This is a genomic window from Pinisolibacter sp. DMC19 (assembly GCF_056313985.1).
Genome location: NZ_JBQUZF010000008.1, coordinates 19,543 through 36,019 on the forward strand (window position 1 = coordinate 19,543; position 16,477 = coordinate 36,019).

At 70.3% G+C, this 16,477-nt stretch carries 16 protein-coding genes; 10 read left to right on the forward strand and 6 right to left on the reverse strand.

Annotation, left to right across the window (positions count from 1 at the left end):
* Window positions 1-449: 449 nt before the first annotated feature.
* The gene (locus ACT53U_RS17240) at window positions 450-1,943 is read left to right on the forward strand and encodes a 4Fe-4S binding protein (protein WP_476157036.1); all 1,494 of its coding nucleotides are present in this window, start codon (window positions 450-452) and stop codon (window positions 1,941-1,943) included.
* Between the two features lie 21 nt (window positions 1,944-1,964).
* Here ACT53U_RS17240 and ACT53U_RS17245 read toward each other — a convergent pair whose 3' ends face one another.
* Entirely contained in the window at window positions 1,965-2,861 is an 897-nt protein-coding gene (locus ACT53U_RS17245; protein WP_476157037.1) for a LysR family transcriptional regulator, read from the reverse strand.
* Between the two features lie 142 nt (window positions 2,862-3,003).
* On the opposite strand from ACT53U_RS17245, the gene ACT53U_RS17250 reads away from it, so the two are divergent.
* The 9 genes from ACT53U_RS17250 to ACT53U_RS17290 all read left to right on the forward strand — a co-directional run bounded on the left by ACT53U_RS17250 (window position 3,004) and on the right by ACT53U_RS17290 (window position 11,250).
* A complete protein-coding gene (locus ACT53U_RS17250; RefSeq protein WP_476157038.1) occupies window positions 3,004-3,816 on the forward strand; it encodes a putative hydro-lyase in 813 nt (270 codons plus the stop codon).
* Window positions 3,817-3,927: 111 nt separating this feature from the next.
* The gene (locus ACT53U_RS17255; protein ID WP_476157039.1) at window positions 3,928-5,175 is read left to right on the forward strand and encodes an ABC transporter substrate-binding protein; all 1,248 of its coding nucleotides are present in this window, start codon (window positions 3,928-3,930) and stop codon (window positions 5,173-5,175) included.
* Between the two features lie 225 nt (window positions 5,176-5,400).
* Window positions 5,401-6,279 carry a branched-chain amino acid ABC transporter permease gene (locus ACT53U_RS17260; RefSeq protein ID WP_476157040.1) on the forward strand — a complete coding sequence of 293 codons (879 nt, stop codon included), beginning with the start codon at window positions 5,401-5,403 and terminating at the stop codon, window positions 6,277-6,279.
* On the forward strand, window positions 6,279-7,283 hold the full coding sequence (locus tag ACT53U_RS17265; RefSeq protein ID WP_476157041.1) for a branched-chain amino acid ABC transporter permease: 1,005 nt from the start codon (window positions 6,279-6,281) through the stop codon (window positions 7,281-7,283). Before ACT53U_RS17260 ends, ACT53U_RS17265 begins: the two co-directional genes overlap by 1 nt.
* A 4-nt stretch (window positions 7,284-7,287) precedes the next feature.
* Window positions 7,288-8,031 (forward strand): ABC transporter ATP-binding protein, encoded by a 744-nt coding sequence (locus tag ACT53U_RS17270; protein ID WP_476157042.1) that lies wholly within the window; start codon window positions 7,288-7,290, stop codon window positions 8,029-8,031.
* Window positions 8,015-8,719 (forward strand): ABC transporter ATP-binding protein, encoded by a 705-nt coding sequence (locus ACT53U_RS17275; RefSeq protein ID WP_476157147.1) that lies wholly within the window; start codon window positions 8,015-8,017, stop codon window positions 8,717-8,719. The genes ACT53U_RS17270 and ACT53U_RS17275 overlap by 17 nt, the downstream gene beginning before the upstream one ends.
* A 28-nt stretch (window positions 8,720-8,747) precedes the next feature.
* Window positions 8,748-9,512 (forward strand): LamB/YcsF family protein, encoded by a 765-nt coding sequence (locus tag ACT53U_RS17280; RefSeq protein WP_476157043.1) that lies wholly within the window; start codon window positions 8,748-8,750, stop codon window positions 9,510-9,512.
* A 2-nt stretch (window positions 9,513-9,514) separates the two neighbouring features.
* Window positions 9,515-10,237: a 5-oxoprolinase subunit B family protein gene (locus ACT53U_RS17285; protein WP_476157044.1), complete on the forward strand. Its 723-nt coding sequence runs from the start codon at window positions 9,515-9,517 to the stop codon at window positions 10,235-10,237.
* Window positions 10,234-11,250 (forward strand): 5-oxoprolinase subunit C family protein, encoded by a 1,017-nt coding sequence (locus ACT53U_RS17290; RefSeq protein ID WP_476157045.1) that lies wholly within the window; start codon window positions 10,234-10,236, stop codon window positions 11,248-11,250. Before ACT53U_RS17285 ends, ACT53U_RS17290 begins: the two co-directional genes overlap by 4 nt.
* On the opposite strand, the gene ACT53U_RS17295 is transcribed toward ACT53U_RS17290, so the two are convergent.
* The 5 genes from ACT53U_RS17295 to ACT53U_RS17315 all read right to left on the reverse strand — a co-directional run bounded on the left by ACT53U_RS17295 (window position 11,238) and on the right by ACT53U_RS17315 (window position 16,470).
* Complete coding sequence (locus ACT53U_RS17295; protein ID WP_476157046.1) at window positions 11,238-12,263, reverse strand: NAD(P)H-dependent flavin oxidoreductase; 1,026 nt, start codon at window positions 12,261-12,263, stop codon at window positions 11,238-11,240. The two genes, ACT53U_RS17290 and ACT53U_RS17295, sit on opposite strands and share 13 nt — an antisense overlap.
* The gene (locus ACT53U_RS17300; RefSeq protein ID WP_476157047.1) at window positions 12,260-12,700 is read right to left on the reverse strand and encodes a PaaI family thioesterase; all 441 of its coding nucleotides are present in this window, start codon (window positions 12,698-12,700) and stop codon (window positions 12,260-12,262) included. The genes ACT53U_RS17295 and ACT53U_RS17300 overlap by 4 nt, the downstream gene beginning before the upstream one ends.
* Before the next feature lie 213 nt (window positions 12,701-12,913).
* Window positions 12,914-14,071 carry an acyl-CoA dehydrogenase family protein gene (locus ACT53U_RS17305; protein ID WP_476157048.1) on the reverse strand — a complete coding sequence of 386 codons (1,158 nt, stop codon included), beginning with the start codon at window positions 14,069-14,071 and terminating at the stop codon, window positions 12,914-12,916.
* A 12-nt stretch (window positions 14,072-14,083) separates the two neighbouring features.
* The gene (locus tag ACT53U_RS17310; RefSeq protein ID WP_476157049.1) at window positions 14,084-15,280 is read right to left on the reverse strand and encodes an acyl-CoA dehydrogenase family protein; all 1,197 of its coding nucleotides are present in this window, start codon (window positions 15,278-15,280) and stop codon (window positions 14,084-14,086) included.
* Window positions 15,280-16,470, reverse strand: a complete 1,191-nt coding sequence (locus ACT53U_RS17315) for an acetyl-CoA C-acyltransferase (protein ID WP_476157050.1) — start codon at window positions 16,468-16,470, stop codon at window positions 15,280-15,282. The genes ACT53U_RS17310 and ACT53U_RS17315 overlap by 1 nt, the downstream gene beginning before the upstream one ends.
* Window positions 16,471-16,477: the final 7 nt, after the last annotated feature.

Below are 16,477 nucleotides of genomic sequence, written 5' to 3' on the forward strand. Positions count from 1 at the left end.
TGCTTCGAGACGGCGCCCTCCGGGCGCCTCCTCAGCATGAGGCGTTTTTTTTGCCGCAGCATGACGCGTTCATTGTTTGCCACGGCAAACTCCGGCGCCTCATCCTGAGGAGCGCCGCAGGCGCGTCTCGAAGGATCGCGCACCGACGCCGATCAACGTCGTCCGAGTCGCTCGCGAAGCCCGGCGAAGGCACAACCCGATCTCCCCGCCACGGCCGGGCGGCAGAATGTCCCGCGTGCCCTCCCCGCCCCTCCCGTGCGCCCCCTCCCCCGTACTGCCACCCCGTACCGCACCTCTCCCCGCCTCCCCCAGCGCCACCTTCGACCTGCCATACGTCGAAACGCTATTGCGTATGAGTTTCAAGAGCGAGTATTGAAAGGGCCGAGGGACGAGCGAGGGACGATCGACGGAGGCCCGAGGGGCGCCGGTCGCGTCAGCGAGGTTTCGACATGAACAGCATCGAGCGCGGCGGTTCGTTCGCGGCGGAGACCTCTGCGAACGGCGGCTTCGGCGGCGCGGAGGCGACCGTCGACGGCCTGCGCATCGCCATCCCGGAAGACCGCTCGGCCTTCACCCGCGCCCTCGAGGTCTGGGCGGTCGGTGCCAAGCGGCACTTCGTCTGGATCCAGATCGCGATGTTCGGCGTCTTCCTGGTGGTGGTCGGCGTGCCGCCACTGCTGCCCGAGCCGCCGGCCGAGGCGACCATCCTCGGCAATCCGACGCTGTTCCTGAAGTATCTGCTGTGGGGCGTGTGGTTCCCGCTGGTCTTCCTGTCGGTGATCCTGTTCGGCCGCATCTGGTGCGGCGTGCTCTGCCCGATGGGCGCGGCCTCCGAGCTCGCCAACCGCCACGGCATCCAGCGCGCCATTCCGGGCTGGATCAAGTGGGAGGGCACGCCCGCCCTCTCCTTCATCGTCATGACGCTCTACGGCCAGACGCTCGGCGTGCGCGACCATCCGGAGGCCGCCGCCGGGCTCTTCGGCGGCACGATGCTGCTGGCGATCGTCTTCGGCTGGGCCTACGGCCGCAACAAGCGGGTGTGGTGCCGCCACCTCTGCCCGATCGGTCGGGTCCTCGGCCTCTATTCGCGCCTCGGCGCGGTGCAGTTCACGCCGAAGCTGCGGCTCGCCGGCGGCGACGTCTATTCGGAGCGCGGCGCCTGTCCGACGATGATCGACCTGCCGCGCAAGTGCGAGAGCCGCCACTGCATCGAGTGCTTCCGCTGCGTCAATCCGAAGGCGCCGGGCAGCATGCGCCTCGACCTGCGCCGCCCCGGCGTCGAGATCGAGGACATCCGCGAGCATCGCGCCAATTCGGCCGAGGCGTGGTTCCTGTTCATGGACACCGGCGTCGCCCTCGGCGGCTTCCTCTGGCTCGTCCTGCCGCAGTACCAGGACGCCCGGCAGGCCTTCGGCGAATGGGTGATCACCAACGGCGGCGCGGCCTTCGGCTGGATCCTCGACGTCGGGCCGTCCTGGCTGATGAGCGTCCATCCCGAACGTGGCGAGACCTTCATGTGGCTCGACTTCGTGATGATCGTCGCCTTCATGCTGGCGACGATGGCGGCGCTGACGCTGGTGCTCGCGGCACTGACCGCGGTCGGCGCCTGGCTCGCACGCCGCGTCGGCTCGGACGTGAGCTTCGGCCAGACCTTCACCGAACTCGGCTATCAGTACGCGCCGGTGGCTCTCATGAGCCTGATCATCGGCCTCGGCGCGGAGTTGCTCGACCCGCTGAAGCACACGTTCGTCGGCCAGACCGGCATCGGCGCGATCCGCGGCGGGCTGTTCGTCGCCGGCCTCCTGTGGAGCATCTGGCTCGGCGAACGCATCCTCGCCCGTCAGGGGATCGCGCCGACGTGGCGCTGGCTGCCGCTGGTGCCCGGCCTCGCGGGTAGTCTCGCCGTCGGCGTCGGCTGGTGGCCGGCGATCTTCGGCCTCTGAGGCGGGCGATTCGCCCGCCCCTCACGCGAAGGGGTTCGACGCCGCCTCTTCGCCGGCGAGCTCGGCGATGACCTCGCGCGAACGCACGTCGACGCCGGGCAGCCACGCGGCGCGGAACGCGAGATCGGGGAAGCGCACGCGCGTGTCGATCATCACCAGCCGGCCGTCGGCGAGATGGTCGCGGACGATCGCCGGCGGGATGGCGGCGATGCCGAGGCCCTGCTCGGCCATGCGCACCAGCGTGGCGATCGAGGCCGAGGCGTGGAGCCGCACGCGCGGCAGGTCGGGGCGATTGAAGGCCTCGTAGACCGCCTCGTAGGGCTTGGTGCGACGCGAGAAGGTCATGATCGGATGGCGCGCGAGGTCCTCGAGCGTCATCGTCGTGTTGCCCCCCACCAGCCGCGGCGAGGCGACGAAGGCGAGCGCGTGGCGGCAGAGGTCGCGCGAGACCAGCGGCTCGCCGGCGAACGTGTCCATCAGGAAGGCGAGATCGATCTCGCGCGAGATCAGGCGCTCGCGCATGTTCGGCGAGATGTCGACCTCGATCTCGATGGTGAGGCGCGGATAGTCGCGGCTGACCCGCTCGATCAGACGCGGCAGCCAGGTGTGGACGATGGTCTCGGCGACACCGATGCGCAGAACGCCGACCAGCGTCGCCGGATCGCCCACCGCGGCGACCATCTCGGCCCTGAGCGCCAGCAGTTTCTCGGCATAGAGCACCAGCTCACGGCCCTTCGGCGTCGGCGTCACCCTGCGGCTCTCGCGCACGAAGAGGCGGACGCCGAGCTGGCTCTCGAGCTGGGCGACGCGTTGCGAGATCGCCGGCTGGGTAGCGTTGAGGCGCACCGAGGCGGCGCGGAAACTCGCCAGCCGCGCCACTTCGAGGAAGGTCTCGAGGTTCTTGAAATCGACCGACACGCGCCACCGATAAATTCTTCTTATCGAAGTCGATTAAAACAAACGATTTGAGCTTAATCAAGTCGGGTGATGAAATGGGCAGCATCGAAAATGCGACGTCGATAGGCAGATCGACCCGACGTCGAGATCCAGGAGCCGCCCGATGCGCCACGCCGTCGCCCCTTCGTCCGACGACACGATGCTCCCCGGCCGTGCCGTTCGGCTCGCCTGCCGCTCCGGCGCCCTGAAGGGTTCGACCGCCGGCATGGCGCTCGGCTACGCGCAGGGCAATCTCGCCGTGCTGCCGAAGGAACTCGCCGGCGACTTCCTGCGCTTCTGTCAGGCCAACCCGAAGCCCTGCCCGATCCTCGGCGTCTCCGAGGTCGGGTCGTGGGAGATCCCCTCGCTCGGCGCCGATCTCGACCTCAGGACCGACATTCCGGGCTACCGCGTCTGGAAGGACGGCGAGATGATCGCCGAGGTCGACGACGTCCGCGACGTCTGGCGCGACGATCTCGTCGCCTTCGTCATCGGCTGCTCCTATTCCTTCGAGGAAGGTCTGATCGCCGAAGACATCGGCATTCGCCACGTCGAGGAGGACGTGCGCGTGCCGATGTATCGCACCAGCATTCCCTGCAATCCGGCGGGCGCCTTCTCCGGGCCGATGGTCGTGTCGATGCGGCCCCTGAAGCCGAAGGACGCGATCCGCGCGGTGCAGATCTCGTCGCGCTATCCCGCCGTCCACGGCGCGCCCGTCCATCTCGGCCTGCCGCATCTGATCGGCATCGAGGATCTGGCGAAGCCCGACTACGGCGACGCGGTCACCGTCCGCGACGACGAGATCCCGGTCTTCTGGGCCTGCGGCGTCACGCCCCAATCGGTCATCGCGACGGTGAAGCCCAGCTTCGCCATCACCCACAAGCCCGGCACGATGCTCGTCACCGACCGGCGCAACTCCGAATATGCGGTGATCTGAGCTCACCGCCGCCTCCGCGATCGACCCGAAGGGCCGATCCGCGTCGCATCCGACCGGGACATTCGACAGCGGCAGGACCCGGCGAAACGCCGCCGAACAGAGGGATCGCAGATGATCAATCGCAGAGACGCACTCATCGGAGCGGCCGCCGCCGCCACCTGGTTGTCCGGCCTTCGCGCAGCCTCCGCCGCCGACGAGATCGTGATCGGCGCGATCTACCCGATGTCGGGCGCCAGCGCCCAGATCGGTGTCGATGCCCGCCACGCGCTGGAGACGGCGGTCGACATCGTCAATTCGGTGCACGATCTCGACCTGCCCTGCGCCAAGACGGCCGGCATCGCCTCGCTCGGCGGCGCCAAGATCCGTCTCGTCATCGCCGACCATCAGGCCGACCCGCAGAAGGGTCGCGCCGAGGCCGAACGCCTGATCACTCAGGAGAAGGTCGTCGCCATCCTCGGCTCGTTCCATTCGTCGGTCTCGGCCACCGTGTCGGCGACCTGCGAGCGCTACGGCGTGCCCTTCGTCGCCGCCGACAGCTCCTCGCCGAGCCTGCATCGCAAGGGGCTGAAGTACTTCTTCCGCCCGGCGGCGCACGACGAGTTCTTCTCGACTGCGATGTTCGACTTCCTCGACGCGCAGAAGGCGGCCGGCGCCAAGATCGAGTCCGTCGCCCTCTTCTACGAGGACACGATCTTCGGCACCGACTCGTCCAACGTCCAGCGCAAGCTCGCCGGCGAGCGCGGCTACAAGATCGCCGCCGACGTGAAGTACCGCGCCAACTCGCCCTCGCTCACCGCCGAGGTGCAGCAGCTGAAGAGCGCCGACGCCGACGTGCTGATGCCGTCGAGCTACACCACCGACGCCCTCCTCCTGGTCAAGACCATGGCCGAGCTCGGCTACAAGCCGAAGAACATGCTCGCCCAGGCCGCCGGCTTCTCGGAGAAGGCGGTGTTCGACGCGGTCGGCGACAAGCTCGAGGGGCTGATCTCGCGCGCCTCCTTCGCCCTCGACCTCGCGCCCAAGCGCAAGTCGATCGGCGTCGTCAACGAGCTGTTCAAGGCGCGCGCCGGTCGCGACATCAACGACAACACCTCGCGCCTCTTCACCGCCTGCCTGACGCTCGCCGACGCCATCGACCGGGCCGGCTCGATCGACGGTGCCAAGATCCGCGACGCCCTCGCCGCCACCAAGATCCCGGGCGACCGCACCATCATGCCGTGGCGCGGCATCGAGTTCGGAGCGGACGGGCAGAACACGCTGTGCGATCCGGTGCTGATCCAGTACCTCGGCGGCAAGTTCGTCACCGTCTTCCCGGCGGCGGTGGCTGCGGCCAAACCCAAGTGGCCGATGAACGGCTGATCCCGAACGGTCGGAGTTCCAGCCCTTTCGGCCCTTGCGGAGGTCCTTCACCCTGAGGTGCTCGCAACGCGAGCCTCGAAGGGCGAAGGGCCGACAGGCAAGGCCCGTCGAGGCTTCGCCCTTCGAGGCCCGGCCGATGGCCGGGCACCTCAGGGTGAAGCCGAACAGAACGCGAAGAGCCGGAACTCCATCCGCTCGGCCTGTCGTTTTTCCGAGGCGAGGTCCATGACGACACAAGCAATCATCCAGATTCTGGCGAGCGGCCTGCTCACGGGGCTGATCTACGCCCTCGTCGCGGTCGGCCTGTCGCTGATCTTCGGCCTGATGGACGTGGTGAACTTCGCCCACGGCGAGATGCTGATGCTGGCCATGTACGCCGCCTTCGGCGCCTGGGCGGTCTCGGGCATCGATCCGGTGCTGCTGATGCCGCTGGTGGTGGCGGCGATGTTCGTCCTCGGCGCGCTGGTCTATCTCGGCGTGGTCCGTTACGCCATGCGCGCCAAGGCCAATGCCGGCATGGTGCAGATCTTCGCCACCTTCGGCCTGGCGGTGACCATCCAAGGCCTGGCGCAGTACTTCTTCTCGCCCGACTACCGCTCGATCGGCTCGTCCTGGCTCGCCGGGCGAACGGTCAACCTCGCCGGCGTCTATCTGCCGGCGCCGCAGATCTTCGGCGCCGCCGTCTCCCTCGCCGCCTTCGCCGGCCTGTGGCTCCTGATGACCCGCACCGACTTCGGCAAGGCGCTGGAGGCGACGCGCGAGGACCAGGGCGCGGTGGCGCTGGTCGGCATCGACCGCAACCGCATCTTCGCCCTCGGCTGGGGCCTCGGCGCCGGGCTGATCGGGCTCGCCGGCGGGGTGATCGCGATCTTCTACTACGTCCACCCGCAGGTCGGCGGCGGCTTCGCCCTCGTCGCTTACGTCACGGTGGCGCTCGGCGGCTTCGGCTCGGTGTTCGGCGCGCTCGCCGCCGGCATCATCGTCGGACTGGTCGAGGCCGCGACGACCCTGATCCTGCCCTCGGCGATGAAGTCGATCGGCGTCTATGTCCTCTATCTCGGCGTGGTCTTCCTCCGCCCGAGCGGCCTGTTCGGGAGGCTCTGATGTCGTCCGCTCCCCTCGTTTCCCCCGCCGCGGCGCGCTTTTCGGCCGACCGGCGACGCCGGCTGATCGTCGGTGCGGCCGTGGCCGTGGCGATCGCCGCCATCCCCTTCGCGGTCAAGGACGTCTATCTGCTCAACGTCGTGGTGCTGACCCTGCTCTATGCGGCGATGTCGCAGAGCTGGAACATCCTCGGCGGCTACTGCGGTCAGATCTCGCTCGGCCACGCGCTCTATTTCGGCCTCGGCGCCTATGCCACGACGCTGCTCTGGGTGAACAACGGCATCACCCCCTGGGCCGGCATGATGGCGGGCGCGGCGATCTCGGCGGCGACGGCGCTGATCGTCGGTCGCTTCTGCTTCCGCCTCAAGGGCCACTATTTCTCGATCGCGACGATCGTCATCGCCGAGATCGGCCTGATCGTCGCCCACAACGCCGAATTCACCGGCGGGGCGCTCGGTCTGCAGTGGCCGATCGCGTCGGACGGCTGGTGGTCGCTGCAGTTCGGCCGCGAAAAGAGCCAGTGGGTGTGGATCACCCTCGGCCTCTTCGCCGCGACCTTCCTCGTCACCTGGGTGATCGAGGACAGCCGCTGGGGCTACTGGTGGCGCGCCGTCAAGGACGACGTCCAGGCGGCCGAGAGCCTCGGCGTCGAGGTCTTCTCCTCGAAGATGTCGGCCGCCGCCGTCTCCGCCGCCTTCACCGCGCTCGGCGGCGGGCTCTACGCCGCCTATGTCGCCTACATCGACCCGGAGAGCGTGATGACCTTCCGCTTCTCGCTGCTCTTCGCGCTTCCGGCGGTGCTGGGCGGCATCGGCACCCTGTGGGGGCCGCTGGTCGGCGCGGTCGTGCTGGTGCCGCTGACCGAGATCACCCGCTCCTATGCCGGCGGCTCCGGCTCGGGCCTCGACCTCGTGATCTACGGCGTCCTCGTCATGGTGGTGGCCCTGGCGCGACCGGAAGGTCTGCTCAGCCTGCTGCCGCGCCGTTCGACCAGGAAGGGATGACGCCATGCCCCAGACACCCCTCCTCGAGGTCTCCTCGGTCACCAAGCGCTTCGGCGGTCTCGTCGCCAATGCCGACGTGTCGATGACCGTCGGTCGCGGCGAGATCCTCGGCCTGATCGGCCCCAACGGCGCCGGCAAGTCGACGCTGTTCAACGCCATCGCCGGCGCCTTCGCCGTCGACGAGGGCACCATCCGCTTCGACAGTCACGACGTCACGGCGCTGACCGGCCCCGCCCGCTGTTCGCTCGGCATCGCCCGCACCTTCCAGGTGCCGCGTTCCTTCGACAGCATGAGCGTGGTCGAGAACGTGCTGGTCGGTGCGCTCGCCCGTCGCGCCTCGGCCCGGGCGGCCCGCGTCGCCGCCCTCGAAGTGCTCGACTTCGTCGGGCTCGGGGACCGCGCCGAGGTCTCGGCCGGCGAGCTGACCCCGCCGGAGAAGCGTCGCCTCGAAATGGCGCGCGCGCTCGCCACCGAGCCGAAGCTCCTGCTGCTCGACGAGGTGATGACCGGCCTCACGCCGTCGGAGGCCCGCGCCGGCGTCGATCTGATCCGCAAGGTGCGTGATCAGGGCGTGACGGTCGTCATGGTCGAGCACGTCATGGAAATCGTCATGCCGCTGATCGACCGCGCCGTCGTGCTCGAACTCGGCCGCGTTCTGGCGGAAGGCACGCCGAAGGAAATCGTCGCCGACCCGCGCGTCGTCGCCGCCTATCTGGGAGACCGTCATGGCGCTGCTCGAGGTTCGTGATCTCACCACCGCCTACGGCGGACTGGTGGCCATCTCCGACATCTCGCTCGAGGTGAACGACGGCGAGATCGTCGTGGTGGCGGGCGCCAACGGTGCCGGCAAGTCGACGCTGCTGAAGTCGATCTCCGGTCTCGAGAAGCCGAAGTCGGGCAGCGTCTCCTTCGCCGGAGATCGCATCGACCGTCTCGCCGGCCATCTCGTCACCGCCCGTGGTCTCGCCTACGTGCCGGAGAACAAGCGGCTGTTCCCGCGGCTCTCGGTGCGCGACAATCTGCGGCTCGGCAGTTGGCTGCATCGCGGCGAGCCCGATCGCGAGGCGCCGCTGGAGCAGGTCTTCGCGCTGTTCCCGCGCCTCAAGGAACGGCTCGACCAGCGCGCCGGTACGCTCTCGGGCGGCGAACAGCAGATGCTGGCGATCTCGCGGGCGCTGATGACGCGGCCGCGCCTCCTGATGCTCGACGAACCGTCGCAGGGCATCATGCCGAAGCTCGTCGACGAGATCTTCGACGCGGTGAAGGTGATCCGCGCGACCGGCGTCACCATCCTGCTGGTCGAGCAGCGGCTGGTGGAGAGCCTGGAGATCGCCGATCGCGCCTATGTGCTGCAGACCGGTCGTGTGGTTCTCTCCGGCCCTGCATCGCAGATCGCCGACGACCCCGAGGTCCGCCGCGCCTATCTCGGCATGTGACGAACGAGAAGAAGACGGGAGGGTGCCCATGACGACGGTCGATCTCAACTCCGATCTCGGCGAGAGCTTCGGCGTCTGGTCGATGGGTGACGATGCGGCGATGCTCGCCATCGTCACCTCCGCCAACGTCGCCTGCGGTTTCCACGCCGGCGACCCGGACGTGATGGCGGCGACCTTCCGGACCGCGCGGGAGAACGGCGTGGCGGTCGGCGCCCATCCGGGCTTCGCCGATCTCCAGGGCTTCGGCCGCCGCCGGATCCCTCTCGGCGAACGCGAGATCGAGCATCTCGTCGCCTATCAGATCGGCGCCGCGGCGGCGATGGCGGCGCAGGCCGGTCATCGCCTCACCCACGTCAAGGCGCACGGCGCGCTCGCCAACATCGCCGCCGCAGAACGCGGCGTCGCCGACGCGATCGCCCGCGCCGTCCGCGCCGTCGACCGCGACCTCGTCCATCTCGCCATCGCGCTCTCCGAACAGGTCGGCGCCGGCGAACGGGCGGGGCTGCGGGTCGTGGCGGAGGTCTTCGCCGATCGCGGCTACGACGATGCCGGCCAGCTCGTCCGCCGTGGTCAGCCCGGCGCGATGATCGACGATCCCGACGAGGCGGCGGAGCGAGCCCTCGCCATGGTCCTCGACGGCGCGGTCGTCTCGGTCTCGGGCAAGCGGATGGCGACCCCGGTCGGCTCGATCTGCGTCCACGGCGACGGCCCCCATGCGGTGGCGGCGGCCCGGCGGCTGAAGGAACGCCTTCTCGCCGCGGGCGTCACCGTCGCCCCCTTCGCGAGCGCCTGACCATGGTCCCCTTGCGCTTTCTCGACAGCGGCGAGTGCATGCTCGTCGTGGAGTTCGGCGACGACGTCGATCCGGCGATCAACGAGCGCGTGCTGGCGCTCGATGCGGCGGTGACGACGGCGGCGCTCGCCGGCGTGATCGAGACGGTGCCGACCTTCCGCTCCCTTGCCGTCCACTACGAGCCGCTGACGATCGGCCGCGACGCGCTGATCGAACGCCTGATCGACCTCGAGGCGAGCGCCGAGGTCACCGTCCGCGCGGCGACGCGCTGGCATCTGCCGCTGTCGTTCGAGCCGCCGCACGGCGAGGATCTCGCCGAGATCGCCGCGCGCATCGGGATGACGCCATCCGCGGTCATCGACCTCGTCGCGGCGACGCCGCTGCGCGTCCACATGTACGGCTTCGCCCCCGGCTTCGCCTATCTCGGCGGCCTCGCCGAACCCTTGCGCGTCGCCCGCAGGCCGGCGCCGCGCCCGCCGCATCCCGCCAATGCGGTGATGATCGGCGGCGGCATGGCGGCGGTGGCGAGTTTCCCGATGCCGACCGGCTGGTGGGTGCTCGGACGTTCGGCCGAACGCCTGTTCGTGCCCGATCGCGACCCCGCCTTCCTCGTCGCCGCCGGCGACGAGATCGCCTTCGAGCCGATCGACGCCGCCCGCTTCGCCGCCCTCGAGGCGCGCGTCGCGGCGGGCGAGGTCGTCGCCCGCGCGGAGGCGATCCGATGACCCGGCTCCCGACCCGGCTCCATGTCCTTTCCGCCGGCCCCGGCGTCACCGTCCAGGACGGCGGCCGCCACGGCAGCCTGCGCTTCGGCGTCACCGTCGCCGGGCCGATGGACCCGATCGCCTTCGCGCTCGCCAACCGCGCCGTGGGCAATCCGGCGGGCGCGGGCCTGATCGAGATCTCGCTCGGCGGCTTCGAGGCGACGGCGGAGGACGGCGCGATCGACGTCGCGATCGTCGCGCCCGGCTTCGACGTCAAGCTCGACGGCTCCGCGCTGCCCGATGCCTGCGTCCTACGGCTGGAGCCCGGCGCCAGGCTGGCGGTCCGCCCCGGTCCCGGCGGCGCCTGGGCCTATCTGGCGCCGGCCGGGCGGCTCGATCTCGTGCCGGTGCTCGGCTCCCTCGCCACCCACGCCCGCTCGGGGCTCGGCGGTCTCGACGGCCGCGCCCTGCGTCCCGGCGACCGCCTCGGCGTGCCTGACCCACGCGGAACGGTCGCCGGGACGATGCGCCTCCTCGACGCGCCCGCCCCCGACGACGGCGACATCCGCGTCGTCCTCGGGCCGCAGGCCGACCATTTCGCGCCGGACCAGATCGCGGCGTTCCTTTCCCGCGACTGGACCGTCTCGCCGCGCTCCGACCGCATGGCCTATGCGCTCGACGGCGAGCCGCTCGCCCACGCCCGCGGCCACGACATCGTCTCCGACGGAGTCGCCCACGGCGCCATCCAGGTGCCGGGGTCGGGGCTGCCCTTCGTGCTGATGGCCGACCGTCAGCCGACGGGGGGGTATCCGAAGATCGCCACGGTGATCGGCGCCGACCTCGGTCGCATGGCGCAGCGCCGCCCCGGCGCGCCGGTCCGCTTCCGCGCGGTGACGATCGAGGAGGCGGTCGCCGCCCGCCGCCGCATGGTCGAGGCGACGACTCGGGCGCCGACGCTCGAACCGCTGGTCCGCGGCGTCTTCTCTTCGGAGTTCCTGCTCTCGGCGAACCTGATCTCGTCCTACGGCGCGTGAGCGGCGACGAGGCGGCCGACGGCGGCCTCGGCCTCGGCGATCAGGCGCTCGACGATCCGCCCGAGCGGTTCGACCCTGTCGGCGAAGGCGAGCGCCTGGCCCATGGAGAGAGCGCCGCGGGTGGTGTCGCCGGTCCTGTAGGCCTCGCGACCGATCCGGCCGGCGACCAGCGGCAGCAGCGTCTCGGTGCTCCCCTCGCCGCGCGCCTCGATCGCCGCGACCGCCTCGGCGGTGTCGTTGCGCAGAATGCGGATGGTGTTGCGCAGCGACTGGAGCACCAGCATCGTGTCGGTCTCCCGTGCCGCGACCACCCGCGCCTTGAAGTCGGGATGCGCCCACAGTTCCTCGGCCACCAGAAAGCGGGTGCCGATCACCACGCCGTCGGCGCCCATGGCGAGCGCCGCGGCGATCTGCGCGCCGTGGCCGACGCCGCCGCCGATGCAATAGGGGATGGTCAGGCGGCTCGCCGCCTGCGCCGCCTGGACGAAGGTGCCGATCAGCTCCATGCCGGGGTGGCCGCCGCATTCGTAGCCGACGATCGACACCGCATCGACGCCCGCCCGCGCGGCGCTCTCGGCGTAACGCACCGCCGGCACCTTGTGGATGATCCGGGCGCCGGCCTCGTGCAGCGGGCCGACCCATTCGGCCGGGCTGCGGCCGGAGGTCTCCACGAAGGCGACCTTCTCGGCGACGATCACCCGCATGATCGCCTCGACCCGCTCCTGCGGCGCGATCTTCGGCAGCATCGAGACGTTGACGCCGAAGGGCGCCCCTTCGACGAGATCGCGGCAGCGGCGGATCTCGGCGACGAGCGAAGCGTCGTCGGCGAAGCTCGCCGCGGTGATGAAGCCCATCGTCCCGGCCTTCGCCGCCGCGGCGACATAGTCGGCGTTCGCCAACCATTGCAGGCCGCCGGCGAGGATCGGATGGCGGATGCCGAAGAGGTCGGTGATCCGGGTGTGGAAGTGCCCGTCGGCGGAGGCGCGCGCGGGCGCCGCGGCGAGCGTCGTCATGCGTCGTCTCCGGCGCGGGCCATGCCGCCCGCGTCGTCGCGGATGCGGCGGACGACGCCGGTGGCCATCGCGATCGTGGCGCCGGCCTCGTCGACCACCTCGCCCTCGACGTGGAGGGTCTTCGCCCCGCCGCCGCGGATGCGCGAGCGCGCCCGGAGGCGGCCGGTCAGCCCCGGCGCGACGAAGTTGGTCGAGAGCTGCACCGCCACGACGCGGCCGGCGAGTTGCCCGTCGACGAGGCGGACGCCGGCGAGCGAACAGACGCTGTCGAGCATCGACAGGACGACGCCGCCGTGCACCGCGCCGTTGCGGTTGAGGTGATGGGGCGCGATGTCGAGCACCAGCTCCGGCCCGTCCTCGGTCCAGCCGGCGATCGAGAGGCCGAGATGGGCGGCGAAGCCCGCCAGCGGCGGAAAGGTCGTCTGCGTGTCGGTCATGGGAGGCCTCGTCCTTGGGGCCGAAGGGATTTCGCCGATCTCTGTTCGGCTTCACCCCGAGGTGCCCGACCACAGGGTCGGGCCTCGAAGGGCGAAGTCGTCGACGGACCGTGCCTCTCGGCCCTTCGCCCTTCGAGGCTCGCTGACGCTCGCACCTCAGGATGAAGGGCCTCCGCGACGAGCCGACGGGGTCGGGACTTCGTGCGCGTTTCGTCAGCTCGCCCTGACGAGCCCGCCGGCGAGCGCCACGCGCTTGAGGTGATGGGCGGTGTCGCCGAAGGCGATCTCGATCATCGCCAGACGGCGGAAGTGATGGGCGCCGAGATACTCCATCGTCATGCCGATGCCGCCGTGCAGCTGCACCGCGGTCTGGCCGACGAAGCGGGCCGACTTGTTGATCTGCACCTTGGCGGCGGAGATCGCCGAACGGCGTTCCTCGGCGTCCTCGGCGTCGACCATCATGGCGGCGTAGAGCGCCATCGAGCGGGCCTGTTCGAGGGCGACGAACATGTCGACCGCCTTGTGCTGCAGGCTCTGGAACGAACCGATCGCCACGCCGAACTGCTTGCGGGTGCGCAGGTATTCGACGGTGAGGTCGGTCAGCGCCTCCATCGAGCCGATCGCCTCGGCGGCGATGGCGGCGATCGCCGCCTCGTGCGCCCGTTCGACGAGGTCGAAGCCGCCGCCGATCGGGCCGAGCACGGCGTCGGCCGGCACTTCGACGCCGTCGAGCGAGACGTCGGCGGTGCGGCCGCCGTCCTGCGCGGCACGCGCCACCACCCGCAGGCCGGCGAGGTCGGCCGGCACCAGGAACAACGTGATGCCGTCCGGATCGCGTCGGCTGCCCGAGGTGCGGGCGCTCACGATCAGCAGATCGGCGCTGCCGCCGTGTTCGACCACGGTCTTGCGGCCGTCGAGGCGCCAGCCGCCCGAGGCGGTCTTCGTCGCGGTCGTGGCGACGTCGAAGAGATCGAAACGCGCCTGCGCCTCGCCATGGGCGAGGATCGGCCGCGAGGTGCCGGCGATCACCGCCGGCAGGATCGCCGCGCGCTGCGCAGTGTTCGCGCCGCGACGCAGGACGTCGCCGGCGACGACGATCGAAGCCAGGAAGGGCTCGGGCGCGAGGCGGCGGCCGAAGGCCTCCATCACCAGACCGACCTCCAGCGGGCCGCCGCCGAAGCCGCCGTCGGGCTCGGCGAAGGGGAGGCCCAGCACGCCGAGGTCGGCCAGTTCGGCCCAGTGCGCGGCCGAGAAGCCGGCCGGCTCGGCGCGCGCCGCGATCGTCGCCTCGAGGGTCGGACAGGCATCGGCGGCCCAGCGCTCGATGGTGTCCTTCAGGAGGGTCTGTTCTTCGGTCAGATCGAAATCCATGGGTTCCGCTCCTCAGAGGCCGAGGATCGCCTTGGCGATCACGTTGTGCTGGATCTCGTTCGATCCGCCGTAGATCGAGACCTTCCGGGTGTTGAGATAGACCGGCGCCGCGGTGTCGGCCCAGGCGAAGGGGGCGTCGAGATCGTTGACGCCGACGTCGATCGGCGCACCGGCCATCGCAGCGGGGCCGGCGAGTTCGAGCAGCAGCTCGGTCGTCGCCTGTTGCAGTTCCGAGCCGCGCAGCTTGAGGATCGAGGAGGCCGGATCGGGCTTCGACGGATCGCGCGTCGCCTGGGCGGCGACCACCCGCATCTGGGTGATCTCGAGCGCCTTCAACTCGATCTCCACCGCGGCGAGGCGCGAGCGGAAGTCGAGATCGTCCCACATGGTGCCGTCGCCGGCGGGGACCTGCGGCGCCAGCCGCTTGATGCGCAGGATGCGCTCCTTCGACATGCCGATGCGGGCGATGCCGGTGCGCTCGTTGGCGAGCAGGAACTTGGCGTAGTCCCAGCCCTTGTTCTCCTCGCCGACGAGGTTCTCGACCGGCACCTCGACGTTGTCGAGGAAGACCTCGTTGACCTCGTGGCGACCGTCGATGGTGATGATCGGCCGCACGGTGATGCCGGGCGACTTCATGTCGATCAGCAGGAAGGAGATGCCGGCCTGCTTCTTGGCGGTCGGATCGGTGCGGGCGAGGCAGAACATCCAGTCGGCATATTGGCCGAGCGTCGTCCAGGTCTTCTGGCCGTCGACGACCCAGACGTCGCCCTTGCGCACGGCGCGGGTCTTCAGCGAGGCGAGGTCGGAGCCCGCACCCGGCTCGGAGAAGCCCTGGCACCACCAGTCGTCGAGATTGGCGATGCGCGGCAGGAAGCGCTTCTTCTGGTCTTCGCTGCCGAACTGGGCGATGACCGGGCCGACCATGAAGCAGTTGAACTGCAAGGGCAGCGGCACCGCCGCCTGCATCAGCTCCTCCATGAAGATGTAGCGCTGGACCGCGGTCCAGTCCTTGCCGCCCCAGGCTACCGGCCAGTGCGGCACCGCCCAGCCCCTGGCATTGAGGATGCGCTGGGAGGTGACGTAGTCGGCGCGGTCGAGCTTGCGGCCTTCCGACACCTTGGCGCGGATCTCGGCGGGGATCTCGGTCAGGAAGAAGGAGCGGACTTCCTCGCGGAAGGCGATCTCCTCGGGCGTGAAGCGCAGGTCCATCAGTTCGCTCCCGGATGAATTTCGAAGAGGCCGGCCGCACCCATGCCGCCGGCGATGCACATGGTGACGACCGCGAAACGCACGCCGCGCCGCCGTCCCTCGATCAGGGCGTGACCGACGAGGCGCGCCCCGCTCATGCCGAAGGGATGGCCGATCGAGATGGCGCCGCCGTCGACATTGACGATCGCCGGATCGAGCCCGAGGCGGTCGATGCAATGGAGGGACTGCGAGGCGAAGGCCTCGTTGAGCTCCCACAGGCCGATGTCGGAGACCTTCAGCCCCTGCCGTTCGAGCAGGCGCGGCACGGCGAAGACCGGACCGATGCCCATCTCGTCGGGCTCGCAGCCCGCCGTGGCGTAGCCCCGGAAGACGCCGAGCGGTTCGAGCCCGCGGCGCGCGGCCTCGCCGCCCGACATCAGCACGCAGGCGGAGGCGCCATCGGAGAGCTGGCTGGCATTGCCGGCGGTGACGAACTGGCCGTCGCCGCGCACCGGCTTCAGCGCCGCCAGCCCTTCGTAGGTGGTGTCGGGGCGATTGCCCTCGTCGCGGGCGAGCGTCACGGTGCGCCGCGTCGTTTCGCCGGTCGCCTTGTCGGTCACCGCCTGTTCGACGGTGATCGGCACGATCTCGGCGTCGAAACGGCCGGCCGCTTGCGCTTCCGCCGTGCGCTTCTGGCTCTCCAGCGAGAAGCGGTCCTGCGCCTCGCGGGTGACGCCGTAGCGCGCTGCGACGATGTCGGCGGTCTCGATCATCGAGGTGTAGACGGAGGGCTTTTCCGCCGTGAGCCAGGGGTCGCGATAGAGTTCGCGATCGACCGGCTGGGTGAGCGTGATCGACTCGAGCCCGCCCGCCACGGCGACCGGCACGCCGTCGCGGGCGATGCGGCCGGCGGCGGCGGCGACCGCCTCGAGGCCGGAGGCGCAGAAGCGCGAGACCATCGCGGCACTCGCGGTGACGGCGACGCCGGCCCGCAGGGCGGCGTGGCGGGCGACGTTGCCGCCGGTCGCGCCTTCCGGATAGCCGCAGCCGAGGATCACCTCCTCGACCTCACCACCCTCGAGGCGGGCGCGATCGAGGCTCGCACGGATGACGTGGGCGCCCATGGCGGCGCCACGGGTCAGGTTGAGCGCGCCGCGTCCCGCCTTGGCGATGGCGGTGCGCGCGGTCGAAACGACGACGACGTCGACCATTGGTCTT

Excerpts from the sequence above, each read along its gene's own strand:
- ACT53U_RS17240 (WP_476157036.1), top strand. The coding sequence starts at position 450 with ATGAACAGCATCGAGCGCGGCGGTTCGTTCGCGGCGGAGACCTCTGCG.
- ACT53U_RS17250 (WP_476157038.1), top strand. The coding sequence starts at position 3,004 with ATGCGCCACGCCGTCGCCCCTTCGTCCGACGACACGATGCTCCCCGGC.
- ACT53U_RS17255 (WP_476157039.1), top strand. The coding sequence starts at position 3,928 with ATGATCAATCGCAGAGACGCACTCATCGGAGCGGCCGCCGCCGCCACC.
- ACT53U_RS17260 (WP_476157040.1), top strand. The coding sequence starts at position 5,401 with ATGACGACACAAGCAATCATCCAGATTCTGGCGAGCGGCCTGCTCACG.
- ACT53U_RS17265 (WP_476157041.1), top strand. The coding sequence starts at position 6,279 with ATGTCGTCCGCTCCCCTCGTTTCCCCCGCCGCGGCGCGCTTTTCGGCC.
- ACT53U_RS17270 (WP_476157042.1), top strand. The coding sequence starts at position 7,288 with ATGCCCCAGACACCCCTCCTCGAGGTCTCCTCGGTCACCAAGCGCTTC.
- ACT53U_RS17280 (WP_476157043.1), top strand. The coding sequence starts at position 8,748 with ATGACGACGGTCGATCTCAACTCCGATCTCGGCGAGAGCTTCGGCGTC.
- ACT53U_RS17285 (WP_476157044.1), top strand. The coding sequence starts at position 9,515 with ATGGTCCCCTTGCGCTTTCTCGACAGCGGCGAGTGCATGCTCGTCGTG.
- ACT53U_RS17290 (WP_476157045.1), top strand. The coding sequence starts at position 10,234 with ATGACCCGGCTCCCGACCCGGCTCCATGTCCTTTCCGCCGGCCCCGGC.
- ACT53U_RS17295 (WP_476157046.1), bottom strand. The coding sequence starts at position 12,263 with ATGACGACGCTCGCCGCGGCGCCCGCGCGCGCCTCCGCCGACGGGCAC.
- ACT53U_RS17300 (WP_476157047.1), bottom strand. The coding sequence starts at position 12,700 with ATGACCGACACGCAGACGACCTTTCCGCCGCTGGCGGGCTTCGCCGCC.
- ACT53U_RS17305 (WP_476157048.1), bottom strand. The coding sequence starts at position 14,071 with ATGGATTTCGATCTGACCGAAGAACAGACCCTCCTGAAGGACACCATC.
- ACT53U_RS17310 (WP_476157049.1), bottom strand. The coding sequence starts at position 15,280 with ATGGACCTGCGCTTCACGCCCGAGGAGATCGCCTTCCGCGAGGAAGTC.
- ACT53U_RS17315 (WP_476157050.1), bottom strand. The coding sequence starts at position 16,470 with ATGGTCGACGTCGTCGTCGTTTCGACCGCGCGCACCGCCATCGCCAAG.